This window comes from Oleiharenicola lentus (assembly GCF_051660365.1).
Taxonomy (GTDB): domain Bacteria; phylum Verrucomicrobiota; class Verrucomicrobiia; order Opitutales; family Opitutaceae; genus Lacunisphaera; species Lacunisphaera lenta_A.
Genome location: NZ_JBOZXB010000002.1, coordinates 556,126 through 573,153, shown reverse-complemented (window position 1 = coordinate 573,153; position 17,028 = coordinate 556,126). Strand labels below are relative to the sequence as shown.

The 17,028-nt window shown below is 57.5% G+C and carries 20 protein-coding genes; 12 read left to right on the top strand and 8 right to left on the bottom strand.

Going from position 1 to position 17,028, the window contains the following annotated elements; genetic code table 11:
• The first annotated feature begins 13 nt into the window (after positions 1–13).
• The gene (locus tag ACRRQW_RS17265; RefSeq protein ID WP_438482849.1) at positions 14–397 is read left to right on the top strand and encodes a response regulator; all 384 of its coding nucleotides are present in this window, start codon (positions 14–16) and stop codon (positions 395–397) included.
• Positions 398–409: 12 nt separating this feature from the next.
• Here ACRRQW_RS17265 and ACRRQW_RS17260 read toward each other — a convergent pair whose 3' ends face one another.
• Entirely contained in the window at positions 410–1,099 is a 690-nt protein-coding gene (locus ACRRQW_RS17260) for a TonB family protein (protein WP_438482848.1), read from the bottom strand.
• Between the two features lie 101 nt (positions 1,100–1,200).
• Here ACRRQW_RS17260 and ACRRQW_RS17255 point away from each other — a divergent pair, with 101 nt between their 5' ends.
• The 4 genes from ACRRQW_RS17255 (at position 1,201) to ACRRQW_RS17240 (ending at position 4,435) form a co-directional block, all read left to right on the top strand.
• Positions 1,201–1,635, top strand: coding sequence for a DUF4442 domain-containing protein (locus ACRRQW_RS17255; RefSeq protein ID WP_438482847.1), 435 nt, complete (start codon positions 1,201–1,203; stop codon positions 1,633–1,635).
• Positions 1,636–1,657: 22 nt separating this feature from the next.
• Complete coding sequence (locus ACRRQW_RS17250) at positions 1,658–2,311, top strand: hypothetical protein (protein ID WP_438482846.1); 654 nt, start codon at positions 1,658–1,660, stop codon at positions 2,309–2,311.
• Positions 2,312–2,402: 91 nt separating this feature from the next.
• Entirely contained in the window at positions 2,403–2,783 is a 381-nt protein-coding gene (locus ACRRQW_RS17245; protein WP_438482845.1) for a response regulator, read from the top strand.
• 38 nt (positions 2,784–2,821) lie between these two features.
• The gene (locus tag ACRRQW_RS17240) at positions 2,822–4,435 is read left to right on the top strand and encodes an adenylate/guanylate cyclase domain-containing protein (protein ID WP_438482844.1); all 1,614 of its coding nucleotides are present in this window, start codon (positions 2,822–2,824) and stop codon (positions 4,433–4,435) included.
• A 24-nt stretch (positions 4,436–4,459) separates the two neighbouring features.
• On the opposite strand, the gene glgB is transcribed toward ACRRQW_RS17240, so the two are convergent.
• The gene (gene glgB / locus ACRRQW_RS17235; protein WP_438482843.1) at positions 4,460–6,676 is read right to left on the bottom strand and encodes a 1,4-alpha-glucan branching protein GlgB; all 2,217 of its coding nucleotides are present in this window, start codon (positions 6,674–6,676) and stop codon (positions 4,460–4,462) included.
• Positions 6,677–6,802: 126 nt separating this feature from the next.
• Here glgB and ACRRQW_RS17230 point away from each other — a divergent pair, with 126 nt between their 5' ends.
• Genes ACRRQW_RS17230 through trxA form a run of 5 tightly spaced genes read left to right on the top strand, consistent with a single transcriptional unit; the run spans position 6,803 to position 11,624 of the window.
• Positions 6,803–8,902 (top strand): LPS-assembly protein LptD, encoded by a 2,100-nt coding sequence (locus ACRRQW_RS17230; protein WP_438482842.1) that lies wholly within the window; start codon positions 6,803–6,805, stop codon positions 8,900–8,902.
• Between the two features lie 29 nt (positions 8,903–8,931).
• On the top strand, positions 8,932–10,161 hold the full coding sequence (locus ACRRQW_RS17225) for an RsmB/NOP family class I SAM-dependent RNA methyltransferase (protein ID WP_438482841.1): 1,230 nt from the start codon (positions 8,932–8,934) through the stop codon (positions 10,159–10,161).
• 50 nt (positions 10,162–10,211) lie between these two features.
• Positions 10,212–11,036, top strand: a complete 825-nt coding sequence (locus ACRRQW_RS17220; protein ID WP_438482840.1) for a segregation and condensation protein A — start codon at positions 10,212–10,214, stop codon at positions 11,034–11,036.
• Positions 10,999–11,259 carry a hypothetical protein gene (locus ACRRQW_RS17215; protein WP_438482839.1) on the top strand — a complete coding sequence of 87 codons (261 nt, stop codon included), beginning with the start codon at positions 10,999–11,001 and terminating at the stop codon, positions 11,257–11,259. Before ACRRQW_RS17220 ends, ACRRQW_RS17215 begins: the two co-directional genes overlap by 38 nt.
• Positions 11,260–11,300: 41 nt before the next feature.
• Entirely contained in the window at positions 11,301–11,624 is a 324-nt protein-coding gene (trxA, locus tag ACRRQW_RS17210) for a thioredoxin (RefSeq protein WP_438482838.1), read from the top strand.
• 75 nt (positions 11,625–11,699) lie between these two features.
• Here the strand turns inward: trxA and ACRRQW_RS17205 are convergent, their stop codons facing one another.
• The 6 genes from ACRRQW_RS17205 to ACRRQW_RS17180 are packed head-to-tail and all read right to left on the bottom strand — an operon-like array spanning position 11,700 to position 15,862.
• Entirely contained in the window at positions 11,700–12,593 is an 894-nt protein-coding gene (locus tag ACRRQW_RS17205; RefSeq protein ID WP_438482837.1) for a 1,4-dihydroxy-2-naphthoate polyprenyltransferase, read from the bottom strand.
• Positions 12,593–13,261, bottom strand: a complete 669-nt coding sequence (locus tag ACRRQW_RS17200) for a hypothetical protein (protein WP_438482836.1) — start codon at positions 13,259–13,261, stop codon at positions 12,593–12,595. The genes ACRRQW_RS17205 and ACRRQW_RS17200 overlap by 1 nt, the downstream gene beginning before the upstream one ends.
• 56 nt (positions 13,262–13,317) lie before the next feature.
• Positions 13,318–14,049: a hypothetical protein gene (locus ACRRQW_RS17195; protein ID WP_438482835.1), complete on the bottom strand. Its 732-nt coding sequence runs from the start codon at positions 14,047–14,049 to the stop codon at positions 13,318–13,320.
• A complete protein-coding gene (locus ACRRQW_RS17190) occupies positions 14,039–14,824 on the bottom strand; it encodes an ABC transporter permease subunit (RefSeq protein ID WP_438482834.1) in 786 nt (261 codons plus the stop codon). The genes ACRRQW_RS17195 and ACRRQW_RS17190 overlap by 11 nt, the downstream gene beginning before the upstream one ends.
• Entirely contained in the window at positions 14,817–15,590 is a 774-nt protein-coding gene (locus tag ACRRQW_RS17185) for an ABC transporter ATP-binding protein (RefSeq protein ID WP_438482833.1), read from the bottom strand. The genes ACRRQW_RS17190 and ACRRQW_RS17185 overlap by 8 nt, the downstream gene beginning before the upstream one ends.
• Complete coding sequence (locus ACRRQW_RS17180; protein WP_438482832.1) at positions 15,587–15,862, bottom strand: acylphosphatase; 276 nt, start codon at positions 15,860–15,862, stop codon at positions 15,587–15,589. Before ACRRQW_RS17180 ends, ACRRQW_RS17185 begins: the two co-directional genes overlap by 4 nt.
• A gap of 137 nt (positions 15,863–15,999) precedes the next feature.
• Between ACRRQW_RS17180 and ACRRQW_RS17175 the strand changes: the two genes are divergently transcribed.
• Both ACRRQW_RS17175 and ACRRQW_RS17170 read left to right on the top strand, forming a co-directional pair.
• A complete protein-coding gene (locus tag ACRRQW_RS17175) occupies positions 16,000–16,680 on the top strand; it encodes a hypothetical protein (protein WP_438482831.1) in 681 nt (226 codons plus the stop codon).
• Complete coding sequence (locus ACRRQW_RS17170; RefSeq protein ID WP_438482830.1) at positions 16,664–17,002, top strand: hypothetical protein; 339 nt, start codon at positions 16,664–16,666, stop codon at positions 17,000–17,002. The genes ACRRQW_RS17175 and ACRRQW_RS17170 overlap by 17 nt, the downstream gene beginning before the upstream one ends.
• The last annotated feature ends 26 nt before the right edge of the window (positions 17,003–17,028 follow it).

Sequence of the window (17,028 nt, the reverse complement as noted above, 5' to 3'; positions counted from 1 at the left end):
GCGACTATGCGGCATGCCCCAACATGCCAAAATCCTCGCAGTCGACGATGAACCTGAGTTGACCGACCTCATGCATTTCCACCTGCGCCGCGCCGGCCACCAAGTGACCACGGCGGCCAACGGCTGGGAAGCCATCGATTGCGTGAAGAAGGACAAGCCCGACATCATTCTACTCGACCTGATGTTGCCGGATCTCGACGGCTTTGGCGTCTGTGAAATTTTGCGCCGCGATCCGCTTACCGCGACGATTCCGATTATCATCGTGTCGGCGTGGGCTTCGCCCGACTCGCGCAATCTCGGACTGGAGCTGGGCGCGCTCGACTACATTACGAAACCATTCAGCCCGCACGAACTCGTGGAACGGGTAAACCGTTACGTTCAAGCGCGCGCGAGCTGAGTTTTTTTCGAATCAGTTTTCGTCCGAAAGCCCGAACTCGATCGGGATAATCATCCGAAACGGCACCGCACGGCCGTCGCGTTTGCCCGGCTCGAAACGCCACGAGCGCACCGCCCGCAACGCCGGCTCGACAAACTCGCTGTGCGTGAAACGCACTGCCGAAGCGCGCGCCACCGCGCCCTCTTTATTCACGTCGAACTCCACGACGACGGAGCCGCTAACCCCTTGTTGTTTCAGTGACAGCGGATACTCCGGCGCGCGTTGCACGCGGGCATTGGGCGCGCGGTCGAGATCGCCCGTCGCAAAAATGCGAGTGTTCGAAATGTTATAGGCCAATTCGCCTCTTCCGTCCGGTGTGCCGATCGGCCCGATATTTCTGAGGTCAGCGCGCGTAACCTTAACCTCGAGATCATCAGGAAGCGGGTCAGGAAAATCCGTTTTCACATTCTCCACAATCGTCAGTGGAAGCTCCGGCAAGGTCTCACCTTTTTGCGCATCAGGCAACGACTCCACCTCCGCAACCTTCTCCTCGATGTCTGGAGGAATAGGATCTTCGATGATGACTTCGCGAATCGTGGAAACCGGTTTCTTCACCGGCTTCACATACGCCGCTCCACTCATGCTGAAGAATGAACTGAGAAAAAGCGAACCATGCAGGCTCGCGGCAACAATCACTGGCATTGCGAAACGTTTAATATTCATGGTGTGCCTCCACTCTTACCACGCGCCACGCGTGCTCATCTTAGAAGGATTCGCAGACTGACGTTGCCAAAATCAACCGACACCGCGAAAAATCACCGCAGATGAAAGCCACCGACCTCGCTTTTAACCAAGCGCTCGGAATTCAAGATGCGCCCGCGGGCGCTGCGCATCTCTTGGAAATGCCTTTCAGCGGCACGCTACAAAATCACCTGGGCACCCTACACGCCGCGGCGCAATTTGCGCTCGCGGAAGCTGCCAGCGCCGAGTGTTTGCAGCGCCATTTCGGAAACACCGTCGGCGAAGTTTTCGCCATCGTGCGCGGCGTCGAAGTGAAATACCGCAAACCCGGCACCGGTGATTTACTCGCGTTTGGCACACTGGATGAAGCCACGCAGAAAAACTTCCTTCATGAACTCACCACGCGCAACCACAGCACCGCCGTGATCCTGATTGATTTGAAAGATCGAGCCGGCACGCTGACCTTTCATGGCAAGTTTGACTGGTTCATCTCAAAAAAATTTCCGCCCGCGCCCTAGTTTTCACCGTAGCCTGTTCGCGTTGCTCGCGCTGATCACGGTCGTGGCGGCCCACGCCACGCCGCCGGATTACGTGCTCCAAGCCGTGGCGCGTTTCAGTGCCGACATTCCCGCAAAAATGGCTTTCACAATCACCACCGAGCGCGGCGAGGCGGTGTCCGTCGAACGCTACGATCCGTCCAAGCCACTGGTCGAACGCTGGACTTTGCTGCGACACAACGGCCAGACGCCGAGCGAGAAAGACCTCGCCAAATATGCGAAGTTAAAAGCCGCCAATCCCTCGCCCGTTTCCCAAGCTTCGTTTCAAAAATCCGACATTGCCGTCCCCTCGCTCAAGCTCATTCGCGAAGACGCCGAGCGCGCTGACCTCGAAGGCACCTTTCGCGAAACCTCGACCGACAGCGACAAGATGCTCGGCCACCTGCGCCTCATGATCACCGTCACCAAAAAATTCCCCTACGTAGAAAAATATTCGCTCACGTTAATCGAGCCGTATTCACCGATTCTCGGCGTAAAAATGAATCAGTTGAATGCACAAATGGAGTTCTCTCCGCCGACCAAAGACCTGCCCAGCCTTCCGCGCACGTTCGTCTCCGACTTTACCGGAAAAATATTTTTCTTCGGCACCAACGAAAAACTGAAAGTTATTTACTCGGATTTCACGCGCGTCGAATAAGACGTGCCGGCAGCGAGAACGCATTTCTCTAGGGTGAAGCACCTACGCTCTTGCGGAGCCTCGAATAGAGGTCAATGTCGCGTCGTTTCCCATGCCAAAGCTTCTCCTCATCGAAGATAACGAAATGAATCGCGACATGCTTTCCCGTCGCCTCCAAAAACGCGGCTACACGCTGATCGTCGCGGAAGATGGAGCCATCGGCCTCGCCCTCACCAAAAGTGAAGCGCCCGATCTCGTTCTCATGGATATGAGTTTGCCCGTCATGGATGGCTGGGAAGCGACACGCCAAATCAAGGCCGACGATGCCTTGAAAGGCATCCCGATCATCGCGCTCACCGCTCATGCCACCGACAGCGATCGCCAAAAAGCGCTCGCAGCCGGCTGCGATGATTTCGAAACCAAGCCCGTGGATTTTAACCGCCTGCTCGCCAAAATCGAAGACCTCCTGAAGAAAATGCCGCGCTCCGCATGAGCGGAAACGGATCCAGTTCTTCCGGCACGAATCCGCCCATGGATTCCATTGCACCGCTGATCAAAGCCGTGCGCGCGCGCGACCTCGAAGCGCTCTCGAAATTACGTCACTCGCTGCGCACCCCGCTGAACCAAATTATCGGTTACAGCGAAATGGTGATGGAGTCCGCCGAGGAATTAAACGCGACCGAATTGGTGCCGGACGTGAAACGCATCCACACCGCCGGCGGCCAACTCGTGGCACTGATCAATGATTCCCTCGCCACTTGGAAAATCGAAACGGGAGCCATCGATTTTGCCAGCATGCGCCGGGATATGCGCACGCCGCTGAACGCCATCATCGGCTACACCGAATTGTGCTTGGACGAAATCCAACCTAACGCGTCTGAATCGTCCGACGTGCTCATCACCGACCTGGGGAAAATTCTCAAAGCTGCCCACAATCTCCACGGGCTTTTCGAGAGCGCAGCCTATCCCGAGCAAAGTGAAGGCGGCAGCGCTTCCGCCGATCTCGGCCTCGCCGTCGATGCTCCGAGCGTGGCCATTTTACCTTCTCCCACGAGCACAGCCGGCCAACCCGAACTCGTCACTACCGCATCGCCATTGCCCACGGCGCGACTTTTGGCGGTCGATGACAACGACATGAACCGCGAGATGCTCGTGCGACGTTTGCAAAAGCTGGGCTACGACGTCGACGAAGCCGCAAATGGTCACGACGCACTCAAGAAATTAAAAGAAGCGAACTTCGACCTCGTGCTGCTCGATATTCTCATGCCGGGCCTCGATGGATTTCAGACGCTGGAATTCATCAAAGCCGATCAGCGGTTGAAACATATTCCCGTGATCATGCTCACCGCGCTCGACGACGTTGAGAGCACGGTGCGCTGCATCGAAGCCGGCGCGGAAGATAACGTTCCAAAACCTTTCAGTCCGGTCATTCTCCGCGCGCGTATCACCGCTTCGCTTGAGAAAAAACGCCTGCGCGACCAGGAGCAGGCTTACCTGGTGCAGTTACAAATCGAGCGCGCGAAATCAGAACGACTCTTGCTCAACGTGCTCCCGAAAGCCATCGCAGAGCGCCTGAAGGCCGGACAACGCACCATTGTAGATAGCGTTGCAGATTGCACGGTGCTCTTCGCCGACATCGTCGGCTTCACGCACATTGCCGCCAACCATTCGCCGCAACGCATCGTGCAGTTGTTGAACGAAATTTTCTCCAGCTTCGACCTGATTGCCGAGACGCTTGAATTAGAAAAAATCAAAACCATCGGTGACGCCTACATGCTCGTCTCAGGCGTTCCGGTTACCCGTCCGGACCACGCACTCGCCTGCGCCAACGCTGCTTTCGAGATGATCGAAGCCGTGCGCGTGTTCAATCGTCGCCACGAACTTAATTGGAATATCCGCATCGGCATGAATAGCGGCCCGGTCGTCGCAGGAATTATCGGCACCAAAAAATTCTCCTACGATCTCTGGGGCGACACGGTGAACATTGCCAGCCGCATGGAATCGCACGGCCAAGCCGGTCGGATTCAAGTTTCAGAAAGCACGCACCTTTTACTCGGCGACAAATTTGAGGTCGAGCCTCGCGGCAAGATCGAGCTCAAGAATTCGCCCGCCCAACTCGCTTACTTGCTCCGGCAGAAAGCCTGATCATTGCCTCCGGCGAAGTTTGCCTTAAGACTTCGCGGTCCACTTGAACACCAACGTGGAAAGGCCGGGCAGCGTTAAGCTGAGCGAATGTTCGTAACCGTCCGCGAGCGCCGTCGAAGACTGGCGTCCCCCATGGTTACCAAAGCCCGTGCCGCCGTAATACGACGAATTCGTGTTGAGCACTTCCTTCCAGTGGCCTGCATGCGGCACGCCGACATTATAGCGCGTCCGTGTGACCGGCGTGAAATTGCTGATGACCACGTAAGCCACTTTTCCCGCCTCATCGAGTCGAGCGAAACTGATCACGCTGTGGTCGCCGTCGTTGCAATTGATCCAACGGAAACTCGACGAACGGAAATCGCTGCCACCGAGCGCAGGCTCGCTCGCGTAAAGTTTGTTGAGATCACGCACGAGCGAACGGAGGCCCTCATGCTCGGGCTCGCGCAACAAATGCCACTCGAGACTCCCATCATGATTCCATTCGCCACGCTGACCAAACTCGCTGCCCATGAAGAGTAGTTTCTTGCCCGGATACATCCAAATGTAGCCATAAAGCGTGCGCAGATTCGCCGCTTTTTCCGGGATGCTCGACGCCGCCATCTTCCCGAGCATCGATGCTTTCAAATGCACCACTTCGTCGTGCGAGTAAACGGAAACGAAATTCTCCGAATACTGATAAATCATCCCAAACGTCAGTTTATCGTGCGCCCACTTGCGATGCAGCGGATCCTTTTGGAAATACGTGAGCGTGTCGTGCATCATGCCCATGTTCCACTTGTAATCGAAACCGAGGCCGCCGTCCTTTGTGGGTCGGCTCACCATCGCAAACGAAGTCGATTCCTCCGCGATCATGATCACGCCCGGATAGTAATGATGCACGACGTCGTTCATCTGACGCAGGAAACTAATCGCCTCTAAATTTTCACGACCGCCGTATTGGTTGGGCACCCACTCACCGGCCTTACGCGAATAATCGAGATACAACATCGACGCCACCGCGTCCACGCGCACGCCATCGATGTGGTAACGCTCCATCCAGGAAAGCACGCTCGCGATCAGGAAACACCGCACTTCGTGACGCCCGTAATTAAAAATCAGCGTGCCCCAATCCATGTGCGCGCCCAGTCGCGGATCGGCGTGTTCGTAAAGATGTGAACCATCGAATTGCGCCAGTGCGAAGGCGTCGCGTGGAAAATGCGCCGGCACCCAATCGATAATGATGCCGATGCCGCGTTGGTGCAGATGATCGACGAAGAACTGAAAATCTTCCGGCGTGCCCCAGCGATGTGTTGGCGCAAAATAACCGGTGACTTGGTAGCCCCAAGAACCCGTGAACGGAAACTCGCTCACCGGCAGCACTTCGATGTGCGTGAAACCCATTTCCGTGACGTAATCCGCCAGAATCGGCGCCAGCTCCCGATACGTGTAAGGCCGATTCGCTTCCTCCGCGTTCCGTTTCCACGAACCGAGGTGCAATTCGTAAATCGAGATCGGGCGATCCAACTGCGCGGCTTGCGCGCGACGTTTTTCAATCCACGCCGAGTCGCCCCATTGATACCCTGTCGTGTCGCAAATGATCGCGGCATTATTCGGCGGCGCTTCAAAGCGCGTGCCGTAAGGATCGGTTTTCATCCGCATCTGGCCGTGCTGATCCCAGATTGCGAATTTATACATTTCCCCTTCGTGCACGTCGGGCACGAACAGCTCCCACACTCCCGAGGCGCCCAGCGGACGCATCGGATGATAACGCGCATCCCAACCGTTGAAATTTCCGACGAGCGAAACCCGTGAAGCCGCTGGCGCCCACACTGCAAATGCCACGCCGGGGACGTCACCCATCATGCGTTTGTGCGCGCCGAGCTTTTCGTAGATGCGGTGCTCGTTACCCTCGTTGAAAAGATATAGATCCTGCTCCGAGAGCGACGGGAGGAACGAGTAAGCGTTGTAAACTTGGTGAATGTCGCCCCACGACGTTTCGTAACGCAGTTGATAACGAAAGAGCGATTTCTTCGGGATAAAGAGCTCGAAGAACCCTTCTTTCGCGATCAGCTCCATCGGATGCGTGGTCGCACGCTTGGCGTCCAACTCGACCACGGCACACTTCACCGCCTCGCGAATAAAGGCCCGCACCACGACGCCTTTTTTGCCTTCATGCGTCAGCGGGTGCATGCCCAGCCAGCCATGCGGATTGGCTTGGTGATTACCGAGAAAGGCGTGGAGCTCGTTAACGGGGATGATCACAGTCGAAGCTGTGACTGTGCTGACGTCTGTTGCCGCGTCTAGCCGAAACGGAACAATCTCCGCCGTCGCGGGTAATGAAGGGGAATTCTCGTTGCACCCGCCTCGCGGGCGCGCCACTCCAGACTCATGATTTTTTGCCGTCGCCTCTCCGCCCTCGGGGTTGCTTTTTGCCTGTTGACTGCGTTCGCGCACGCCCAGACCACGCCCAAAATCACCGGCGAAACGAGCACGTTCGACTATGACACCAAAGAGATGGTCGTGGCGGGTAACGCGCGCGTCGCCTTCGGCACCCTGCTGCTGACTGCTGACACCGCGCGCTACAACGCCAACACCGGCAACGTCGCCGCCTCGGGGAATTTTGTCATCACCTACGGCGACCGTCGCCTCGTCGCTGATAGCGGCACGTTTAACATCCAGACGCGCAAGCTCCAGGTCACTAATCTCCGCCTCGGCGAGTTTCCGCTCTACCTTTCCGGCGACACCGCTGAAGGGACCCTCGCCGCCGACAACACTCCCGAGGAACTCGTTCTCACCAATGCCACGGTTTTCTTTCGTGATAACGCCCGCTACAGTCCTTCATTTCACGCGAAAAAACTCACCTACGCCCGCGGCCGCATCGTCAACGCAGAAGGCCTCAGCGTGGGCCTGATCGGCGGACGCTTCCTGTCGTTCTCAAAATTTGAGCAGGCACTCGACGGTGATTTCTTTTCCTACTTCACCGGCCGCATCGGTTACAAAGGCAATCTCGGCGCGCTCGCCGAGATCGGTCTGCACCTTCCCGTGGCCAATGGCGTCAAACTCGGTGCCGACCTCGGACTCTATTCCTCGCGCGGCGCGATGATCGGGCCGTCCGGCGCGTATTTCCGCGAGAATTCCGACGGCAGTATTCGCGGCGAATTCAGCTCTGGTTACATCAGCGACAGCGGCGACCGCAAAACCGACATCCTCGGTAATCCCGTGCCGCGCGACCGTTCTTACCTTTCATGGGAGCACCGTCAGCGCATCGGCGAGTTCACCACGATCGATGGTGAATTTAACTATTGGCGTGATTCCGAAATCCTTCGCGATTTTCGGCCGAAGTCCTTCGACCACGACCAGCAACCTGACTCGTTTCTCGAAACCGCCTACACGCGCGATAACTACTCGCTCAGCGCCTTCGCCCGTTTCCATCCCAACAAATATCACCGCGTGCAGGAGCGCCTGCCGGAAATCCGCTACGACCTGATGCCGGCCAATCTGCCGCTCGGTTTCTATCACCGCGTAAATGCCAGTGCCGCCGTCCTCCAATCCGACGCTTTCGGCACCGACCCTGAACTGCGCACGAACCGTCTCGACGCTTACTACGGCATCGCTCGCCCCATTGCGCCGAAATCGTGGTTCGCTTTTACGCCCGTCGCCGGCACGCGCGTCACGCACTACACCGACGCAACCGGCGGTAAGAACGAATATACGCGCACCCTCGGCGAGGTCGGTTTCGACTCCCAACTCATCGCGAGCCGCAAGTTCGACTACAAAAACGAAATCTGGGAAATCGACGGTCTCCGTCATCTGGTCACGCCAAAACTTTCTTACCGTTACGCGCCCGAAGCCGACGATGGTCGCGCTTACATCCCGCCGATCGACCGGCGCGTTTTCTCGACGTATCTACAACCGCTTTCCATCGGCGACTCGCGCAATATCGATGACCTCTCGGCACTCAACACCCTGCGCATCCAACTCGATAACGTTCTCCAGACACGCGACACGACTTACGGCTCGCGCAATCTGGCAGCGCTAAATTTCGCCGCTGACTACCGCTTCGACCATGACACTGGCCAGCGCCCGCTCTCAGATGTTTACACCGAGTTCGCTGTCACGCCGGCGTCGTGGTTGCGCTGGGAAGTGTTTCATCGCGTCGACCCGCACCGCCCGAGCCAACAAGAACTCAACACCGCGATCGAGCTCGTCGACCAGGAATGGTGGTCGCTGCGCCTCGCGACTCATTTTCTCCGCAACAACTACGAAGAATACTATCTCGAATACCGCCAGCGCTTGAACGAAGTTTACGACGTCACCGGGCTCTGGCGCTACGATGCGCGCAACAGCCGCTTCAACGAGCAAAGCTACGGAATCTGGCAGCGTCTTGGTCAGACGTGGGCCGTGAAATACGAAGTCTCGTTCTTCGACGGCCCGCGCCGCGAAAGCTCCTTCGCCTTCAGCGTGCAGATTGATTTCTTAAAATTCTAAACGCGCTGCGTTTGAATTTTTCCCGCCCGATGAATCCCAACATCGCCGCCAATCAGCAGCGCCTGTTTCTCGATTTCCTCGCCGAGTTGCGCCCGCATCTGCGTCGTGACAGCGGATTGCCGCGCCGCCTCAAAGAAATTTTCTCGCGCAACCGTTCGCTCGGTTCGCGCGACCGGAAACTTTACCGCGAACTCGTTTTCACCGCCGTGCGTTTTCTGCCGTGGGTCGAATCGCTGCTCGACCGAGATCCGCCAACTGCCGCTAAAATAATCGCGTGGCTCGCGCCCGAGTTAAAACCGACGACCCACTATCGCGCGGCGCTATGCGGCGATTGGCCGGCGACCCCCGAAACTATCGTCGCAAAAGCCGCCGTTCTGAAAAACCAGATAGCGCAAGACTTCGACCCACAAACGTTGCTGCCGGAGTGGTTCCGCGAACACTGTCCGGCGGCCTTCGAATCTCCCCATCTCGATTCGATCAACACGCGCGCCGGTGTCTGGGTGCGCCTCCAGTGCAATCATCCCGAAGTCGTGCTCGATGAATTCCGCGGCCAACGCTGGGAATTTGAACAGTCGCCGGACTTTCCCGACGCCCTGCGCCTACCGCCCAACGCCGAAGTTGCCAATACCGACGCGTATCGTCGCGGCTTTGTCGAAATCCAGGATCTCGGTTCTCAACTCGTGCTCGCACATGCTACAATCAAGCCCGGCTCGCGCTGGCTCGATGCTTGCGCCGGAGCCGGCGGGAAAACCCTGCAACTCGCACGAGCACTCGGGTCCGACGGTCATGTCGACGCCACCGACATCCGTCTCGAAATCCTCGAAGAACTCCGTGACCGCGCCACGCGCGCCCGCATCGAGAACATCACCCTCCTCAAAAATCCAACCACCGATTACGATGGCGTGTTAGTCGATGCACCTTGCTCCGGTTCCGGCACTTGGCGCCGTCAGCCGCATTTGAAATGGTATGTGCAGCCGGCGACGATCGCGGAGTTCGCCAAGCTTCAGTTGCAGATTCTGGCGACCAACGCACCCCGCGTGCGCCCGGGAGGCGTGCTCGTTTACGCGACTTGCTCGCTCAGTCACCACGAAAACCAAGCCGTCGTCGCTGCGTTCCTAAAAACGCACGCTGAGTTCTCGCCCGAGCCCCCGCCCCGCGCCTACGGTGGCACTTACGACGGTTACGGCACGACGCTGCTTCCGGGCACGCTGAACACCGACGGATTCTACGCCGCAGCGCTTCGAAAACGGCCGGCTTAAAAAGCGTTTTTCCGGTTGCACGGCAGCTTCCCGCCCCCTCGACTCCACCCGTGGTCGCCGAAGCAGATTATCGCATCAAATTGCCCGTATTCGAAGGTCCGTTGGACCTGTTGCTTTTCCTTATTAAGAAAAGCGAACTCGATATTTACGACATCCCGATCACGCAGGTGACCAAGCAGTATCTTGACGCGATCTACGCGATGAAAGACCTGCAAATCGAAGTCGCGGGCGAGTTTTTCGTGATGGCGGCGACGTTGATGGAAATCAAAAGCCGCATGCTGTTGCCGAAACACCAGCAAGTCGTCGATCCCAACGCTGACGAGGAGGAACTCGATCCGCGCTGGGAACTTGTTCATCAGTTGCTCCAGTATAAAAAATTCAAGGAAGCCGCGGGCAATCTCGGCCAGATGATCATCAATGCGCAGGATCGCCTGCCGCGCGTCGAATCGTCTTTCACCGAGCAATCGGATCGCCCGCTGCAAAACGTCGACCGCATCGACGTGTGGAATACCTTCAACGTCGTCCTGCGCCGACTCGCGGAAAAACTCGTTGTCGGCGAAATCCACGCCGAGGAAGTCACCGTTGCCGATCAGATGGAATACGTCCTCGAATACATCAAGGATCGTCGCGAGTTCGTATTCACCGCGCTCCTGGAAGGCGCCCCGATCACTCTTCGCCGGCTCGTCGCAACTTTCCTCGCGGTGCTGGAATTGACCCGCTTGGGCAAACTCACGGTGCAGCAAAACGAAGCCTTCACCGACATTGTATGCGTTGTCCGCGACGGTCATCAAAAGGCACTTGAAACACCCGCCGAGCCGAACACGGTAGCTTCACACGATGAAGGAAAAGAAAGCATCCCGCCCGCGCAAAGCTGACAAAGCGCACCTGCTCGGCGTCGGTCTCGACAACCAGGACGGCCACAAGCGCGTCACCACCGCCGACAAATTCACGATTGTCGGTGGCTCGGAGGAAACTCACGGACGCATGACCGAGACCGTCATCAAAACGTTCGAAGAACTCAAAGCCCGCGGGAAACAGCTGCAAAGCGTCGAACCCAAAGAGCTTCACGATATCATTCAAAAATCCACGCCCCGCTGAGCGTCATTTGCCTTTCACTAAACCTTAATTTAATTCGCACCATGTCTGAAAAAATCGCCCACCTCGACACCGCCAATTTTGAAACCGCCGTCGCCGGCTCGACACCCACGCTCGTGGATTTTTGGGCCCCTTGGTGCGGACCTTGCAAAGCCATCGCTCCGATTCTTGACGAACTTTCCGGCGAGCTCGACGGCAAGTTGAAGATCGCGAAGGTTAACGTCGACGACAACGGCGAACTTGCCGCCAAATTTGGCGTGCGCGGCATCCCGACCATGATTCTTTTCAAGGATGGCCAGAAGATCGACCAATACGTCGGTATGATGGACAAGAATTCGCTCAAGACGAAGCTCGCCGCGAAGATTTAATTTACGCGAAGAAGCGTTCGCTCATTTTAAGTCGGAGCAAAGTCGCTCCGGCTTTTTTGTGCCCGCAAGTTGAAGCTATTTCGCGCCGAAAATCAGCCCGGCGCTCAATAGCACTCCGAACAGCGCGAGAAATTTCGCCGTGTCACCGAGCAGACGAATTTGCTCAACGGGCTCGGTCGAAGCCGCCAATCGACGCGTAAGCTTAACCGCCTTCGGGATCAAAATCAGTGGCAGCAGCACGGCCCAATGATACCCGTAACCCAGCAGCGCGACTGGGCAGCCCATCGCGAGCGTTGCGCAAATCGCGTATTGTTTAACGGCAAACTTTCTTCCGAAACGAACCACGAGCGTGCGCTTCCCTGCGGCTGCATCCGTTTCCATGTCGCGATAATTATTCGGCACGATGATATTTGCCGCGAGCAATCCGATCGCCGCCGCGCACACGATTGCATCCGCAGTCACCGAACCGGTCTGCACGTAGAAAGTTGTCGAGACCGCCACCAGTCCGAAAAAAATAAACACGAAAAGGTCGCCGAGCCCGTTATACCCAAGTGGATATGGCCCGCCCGTGTAAGCGATGCCGCACAAGATACTGATCACGCCAATCGGCAATAGCACCCAACCTCCCGTTCTCACGAGCAACAGACCCACGGCAAACGCCACTGCAAACACCACCATCATCGCGATGCACATCGCTTTCGGCGTGATTAATCCCGCCACCACCGCCCGTCTCGGCCCGACGCGCGCCGCCGTGTCTGCACCTTTCACGAAATCGAAATAGTCATTCGCGTAATTCGTGCCAATCTGCACGAGCAGCGCAAACCCGAGGCAAATGCACGCCGTGCCGTAGTTTGCCCCGCCATGCGCATTGGCGAGCGCCGTGCCGACCATGACGGGAATGATTGCCGCCGGCAACGTCCGCAGCCGCGCCGCTTCCACCCACGCCTGCCATGAACCACCCGCCGCCATCAACCCGAGGAACTTTTCGATTTACGTGAGAAAATCACCACCGGCCGCTTGGTCAGCAGGCTCAATACTGGAATCAGCAGAAACAGGAAAACGTTGATGCAAAGAATCACCTGGCTGTCCGCAAAGACCGTTCCAAAAACCAGCAGGAAAACTCCGTAAGCCACCATGAACATGCGTGGATTTGCGATGATCGGGTTGACCGCCAGCACCAGCGCAAACGCGAACAAGCTGGAATAATGCTCCGTCGAGCCGACGCTCAGTCCCGCCATATAAAAAACTGCTGCGAAAAAACTGATCCGCGCATCGAACCGCAGCGACTGAATCAGCACACCCACAAACAAGATTGCGGCGATGATCGCGTAGACCGGAAACGAACCTTCCGGCTTCGTGGCGAAAACACCAAACTCCACCAAGCAGTAACCTCCGACCACTCCGCGAAGCATATCCACGTAATTGCGAAAATTTTTAAACTCTTTGGCGGGGTGAACAGAACGATCCTCCGGATTGCGCGCTCCCATGCCCGCCAGTTCTTCAAGAGCGCCATCCGGTTTACGGCGGCGTTTCAGCACGCGCTTGCCCGTGCGCAGCCATTGGCGCGGCATCCAGAGCAAAGCGATTGCCGCCAGAAAGTAGGGCCAGTTTATCGTGAAGGTTTCAAACAGGGACATCGGCGTGCAGTCCTACCGGTTCACTGGTGCGTGTCAAAGGCATCGTCGCATTATTGTCAGCGGAGATTCAGCTGAGCTTTTAGCGCCGCAATTCGAGCCTCCACCACTTCCACTCGCGCACCCGGATCGTCTGACGGCAACTTGCCGCGAAAATCCTCCAGCCACGCCAGTGCTTCGCCGGGACTTCCCGAGGCCACCAGCAACTCTGCATAAATCCGTCCCGCGTAATACGGCGCGCCCGGTTGCTCCGCCGCCAGGCGATAATAACTTGCCGCGCGCGCCAGATCGCCCAGCCGACGCCAGTGAATGTTCGCCATTTCCACGTAGATATCTGCCTCCGCGCCGTGCCAGCGCAGACCGTCTTCCAGAAAAGCGAGCGCACGGCGCGCCTGCTCCTCGTTGATCCGTCGGCGCACCTCCAACGGCATTAATTCGTGCACGCGCCACTCAGGGATGTCGTTCGTGATCATCCGGGCTCCATTCAACCAAAAATACAGCGGCCGTTCGTCCGCTGCGACGGTGACTTCGATGAACCCCGTGGTTTCGGCAACATCGCGCTTTTCCCACGCCAGATTGGTGCGCAACCAAGCCATACTCGCCACCGCCGAGCGCAAACCACCAATCACGGCAAAAGCACTCGTCCGTCCCGAAATACGTTTCAGCTGCTCGGCGTGAACTGCGCGCGTGGGCGCAAACGCCTCGATGCGCGATTCCAACGATCGCAGCCCATTCGCGACCACGAGCAAACCCCCGACGACCCCCGCAATGCGCAGCAAATTAAAGTTCACGGCGTTGAAACGCATACGCCGCCACTGCCCCGAAACACACGACATAGACCGCCCAATATCCCGCAAGACCGAGGAGCCACGCAGTTCCCGGCATCGCGCCGCTCGCCAGCACGTTCTCCGCATTAAACAGCGACAAATCAGGCCACACCCGCAGCCATCCCCAACTGTCACTCGCAAACACCCGCAAGTGCGCCACCACCGTTAACAGCAATCCCGCACAACTACTGAACAACGCCGATCCGGCGTAGCTGCACACCAGCAACGTCATCGCCGCGACCAGGGTGATTTTTAACCACTGGACCGCACACGCACCGAGAAAAATAGCCACCGCGAACGGCGCCGTCCCAAGCTCGCTGCTCCGCCACATCAGCAAAACACCGAGCAGCCCACCGAGCGCGGCGACAAAAAGTGCGAGCACTCCCACCACGCCGACAAACTTGCCCGCAATATATTCCCAACGTCGCACCGGGCGGGTCAGCGCCCAATACGCCGCGCGCGATTCCAATTCCTTAAAAAACAACTGCGCGGTGAGCAGCGCGGCCAACAACGTTCCCAAAAGTCCGATCGCTCCGAGTCCGATGTCGCCGATAAATTTCAGCTCGGCCGATCCAAAATTAAAATGGCGCAACCACAACGCACCGAAAATTAGCGCGGCACCGACCAGCGCCAGCAACAGCGTCAAACGCAAGTGCAACGCTTCGCCGAGCGAATGCTGCGCGATCAAGCGCACACGTTTGAATGATGCCGCCCAACCCGTGTGCCGCGAATCATTCATGAGCTCGCAATTTTTCTAGGTAGATTTTTTCGAGCCACGAAGGCTCGGTCGGCGCGCGCCGCGAATCACCTAAAAATTCCTCCGTCGTTCCCTCCGCGAGCAAACGCCCTCTCCCGAGAATCGCGATGTAATCACACAATTCGCCCACTTGCGTGAGCAGGTGTGAACTGAAGACCACTGTTTTGCCTCGCACCGCGAGATCACGAATCAGCTCGGCGAGAGCGATCCGTCCTTCCGGATCCAGCCCACTTGCGGGTTCATCGAGCAACACGACCGGCGGATCATGCAGGATCGCCTGCGCCAGTCCGAGGCGCTGAGACATGCCTTTTGAAAACGTGCCGAGCTTTCGCTCGTTCCCCGCCAGTCCACTCCAAGCCAACACTTCATTGATTCCTGCCGCAGAGCTTTTGTCGTCCAGCAAACTCAGCCCCGCACAATAGCCGAGAAATTGCTGTGCCGTGAGGTGCGCGGGAAATTGCGGCGACTCCGGCAAATAGCCGACGAGAGCCCGCGCTTCACCGCTGCCTGCGCGCACGCCCAAAACCTTCGCCATGCCGCCAGTGGGTTCAATTAGCCCGGCCAGCATTTTTAACGTAGTGCTTTTGCCCGACCCGTTGGGCCCAAGCAACCCGAGCACCTTGCCACGCGGCGCGCGCAAGGTCAGCCCCTGCACCGCGTGAAGACGTCCGCCGCTCCAGCCCGTGCGATAGCTTTTGGTCAACCCGATGAGTTCGACTGCAAATGTTTCGTCGACCGCAGTCTTCATCGCATCGAAAAGCCACGGAACTGCGGCGCACGCTTGCCTTCCGTTTGCTCCACTTTGCGGATGTAGCCGATCATCCGCTCTTTCACCGCTTCGACAAAATCACGCACCTCGTTCCACGCGCCCTCAGCCTCGAGTTGAACCCGGCCATCAGCTAAATTTTGGACGTATCCCGATACATCGAATTCCTTTGCCACCTGCAAAGTCTGGTAACGAAAGCCGACGCCCTGAACCCGTCCGGTGAAAAATACCGTGGCATGATGCACTTCCAGCATAATCTGAGACAAGCAGGCCGCCGCCGCGGTTCAACCTCAACCTCGCCTGCCATAAAACAGGAATTTTATTTGCCAGAATCGGCGGGCTGGGCATGGTTTTTGCAACGCTACGGAGCGTTCTTCTTTAAACTTTCTACATGACGAATTCTGAATCCGACGGGTTGTTCGATAACGATTGGGAAGACCGCGGGGAACTGGCTTGGACTGAAGCCGACTGGATAAAATACCTCGATGAACAAGAGGAATCTGTCCGCAACTACATCAAGCGCTACGATAAATTAGCCGACGCTCCCGACCGAGTCGACGAAGTGGCACGCCAGATGGGTTGGGAGCTTTCGCTCGACGCACAAACCGATGACGAAGCCGCAGCCGAAGAGCTTGAAGCCGAGGAGATGCTCGCCGGCGGTGATTGGGATCCCTACACGCTGCACCGCAACCCAGTTTACATCGCGAGCCGCGCGCTTTACGTGAGCCTGATCTCGCACTGGGAGCGCGTCGCTGCTCAACCCGATCGCGTGCCTGCCGCCCTCGCGATCACACTGCAATCCGCCCTCTATCGCGGCAACGACCAGATGACGCACGCCGTGCAGGCGCTCGAAATGGGCGACTACACGCTCGCCGTGTGTCTTTTCAAACGCGCCCTCAGCGTATTGAACACCACGCTCGCCCGCTTGAGCGCGCCCGATGTAGCCTCAACGCCCCTCGCCGTTCGCTATCGCGAATATGCCCTGCCGCGCCTGTTCGATCTACGCGAAATCTGGCTGCGCGTCATGAATGAGTGCCGCGCGAGCGCCGAAAGCGATGATGGCGCTGACTGATTCCCTTTCATCAAGACTCAACACCAACTCAGTCATCATGAAAAAGCACACATCCCTGAAACTCCGAACCCTCCTTACCCTCTGTTTAGTTTCGACGCTGTTTTCGGCCTGCAACACAACCGCGAAGCCCACACAAGAAGCTAAAACCGAAACCGAAGACGACTACGTCTTAGTCTACGCCGCCGGCTCCCGCATTCCTAAAAAGGTAAAACGCGGCACGGTCGCGAGCGGTGGCAATACCGACAAAAACAAGGACGAGATTCGCACCCATCAAGATATGGCTCGCGAGGCGCGATTCGATCCCAAGACCACTGGGAATTGATCCCCCACTTCACAAAAGCGTCGGCT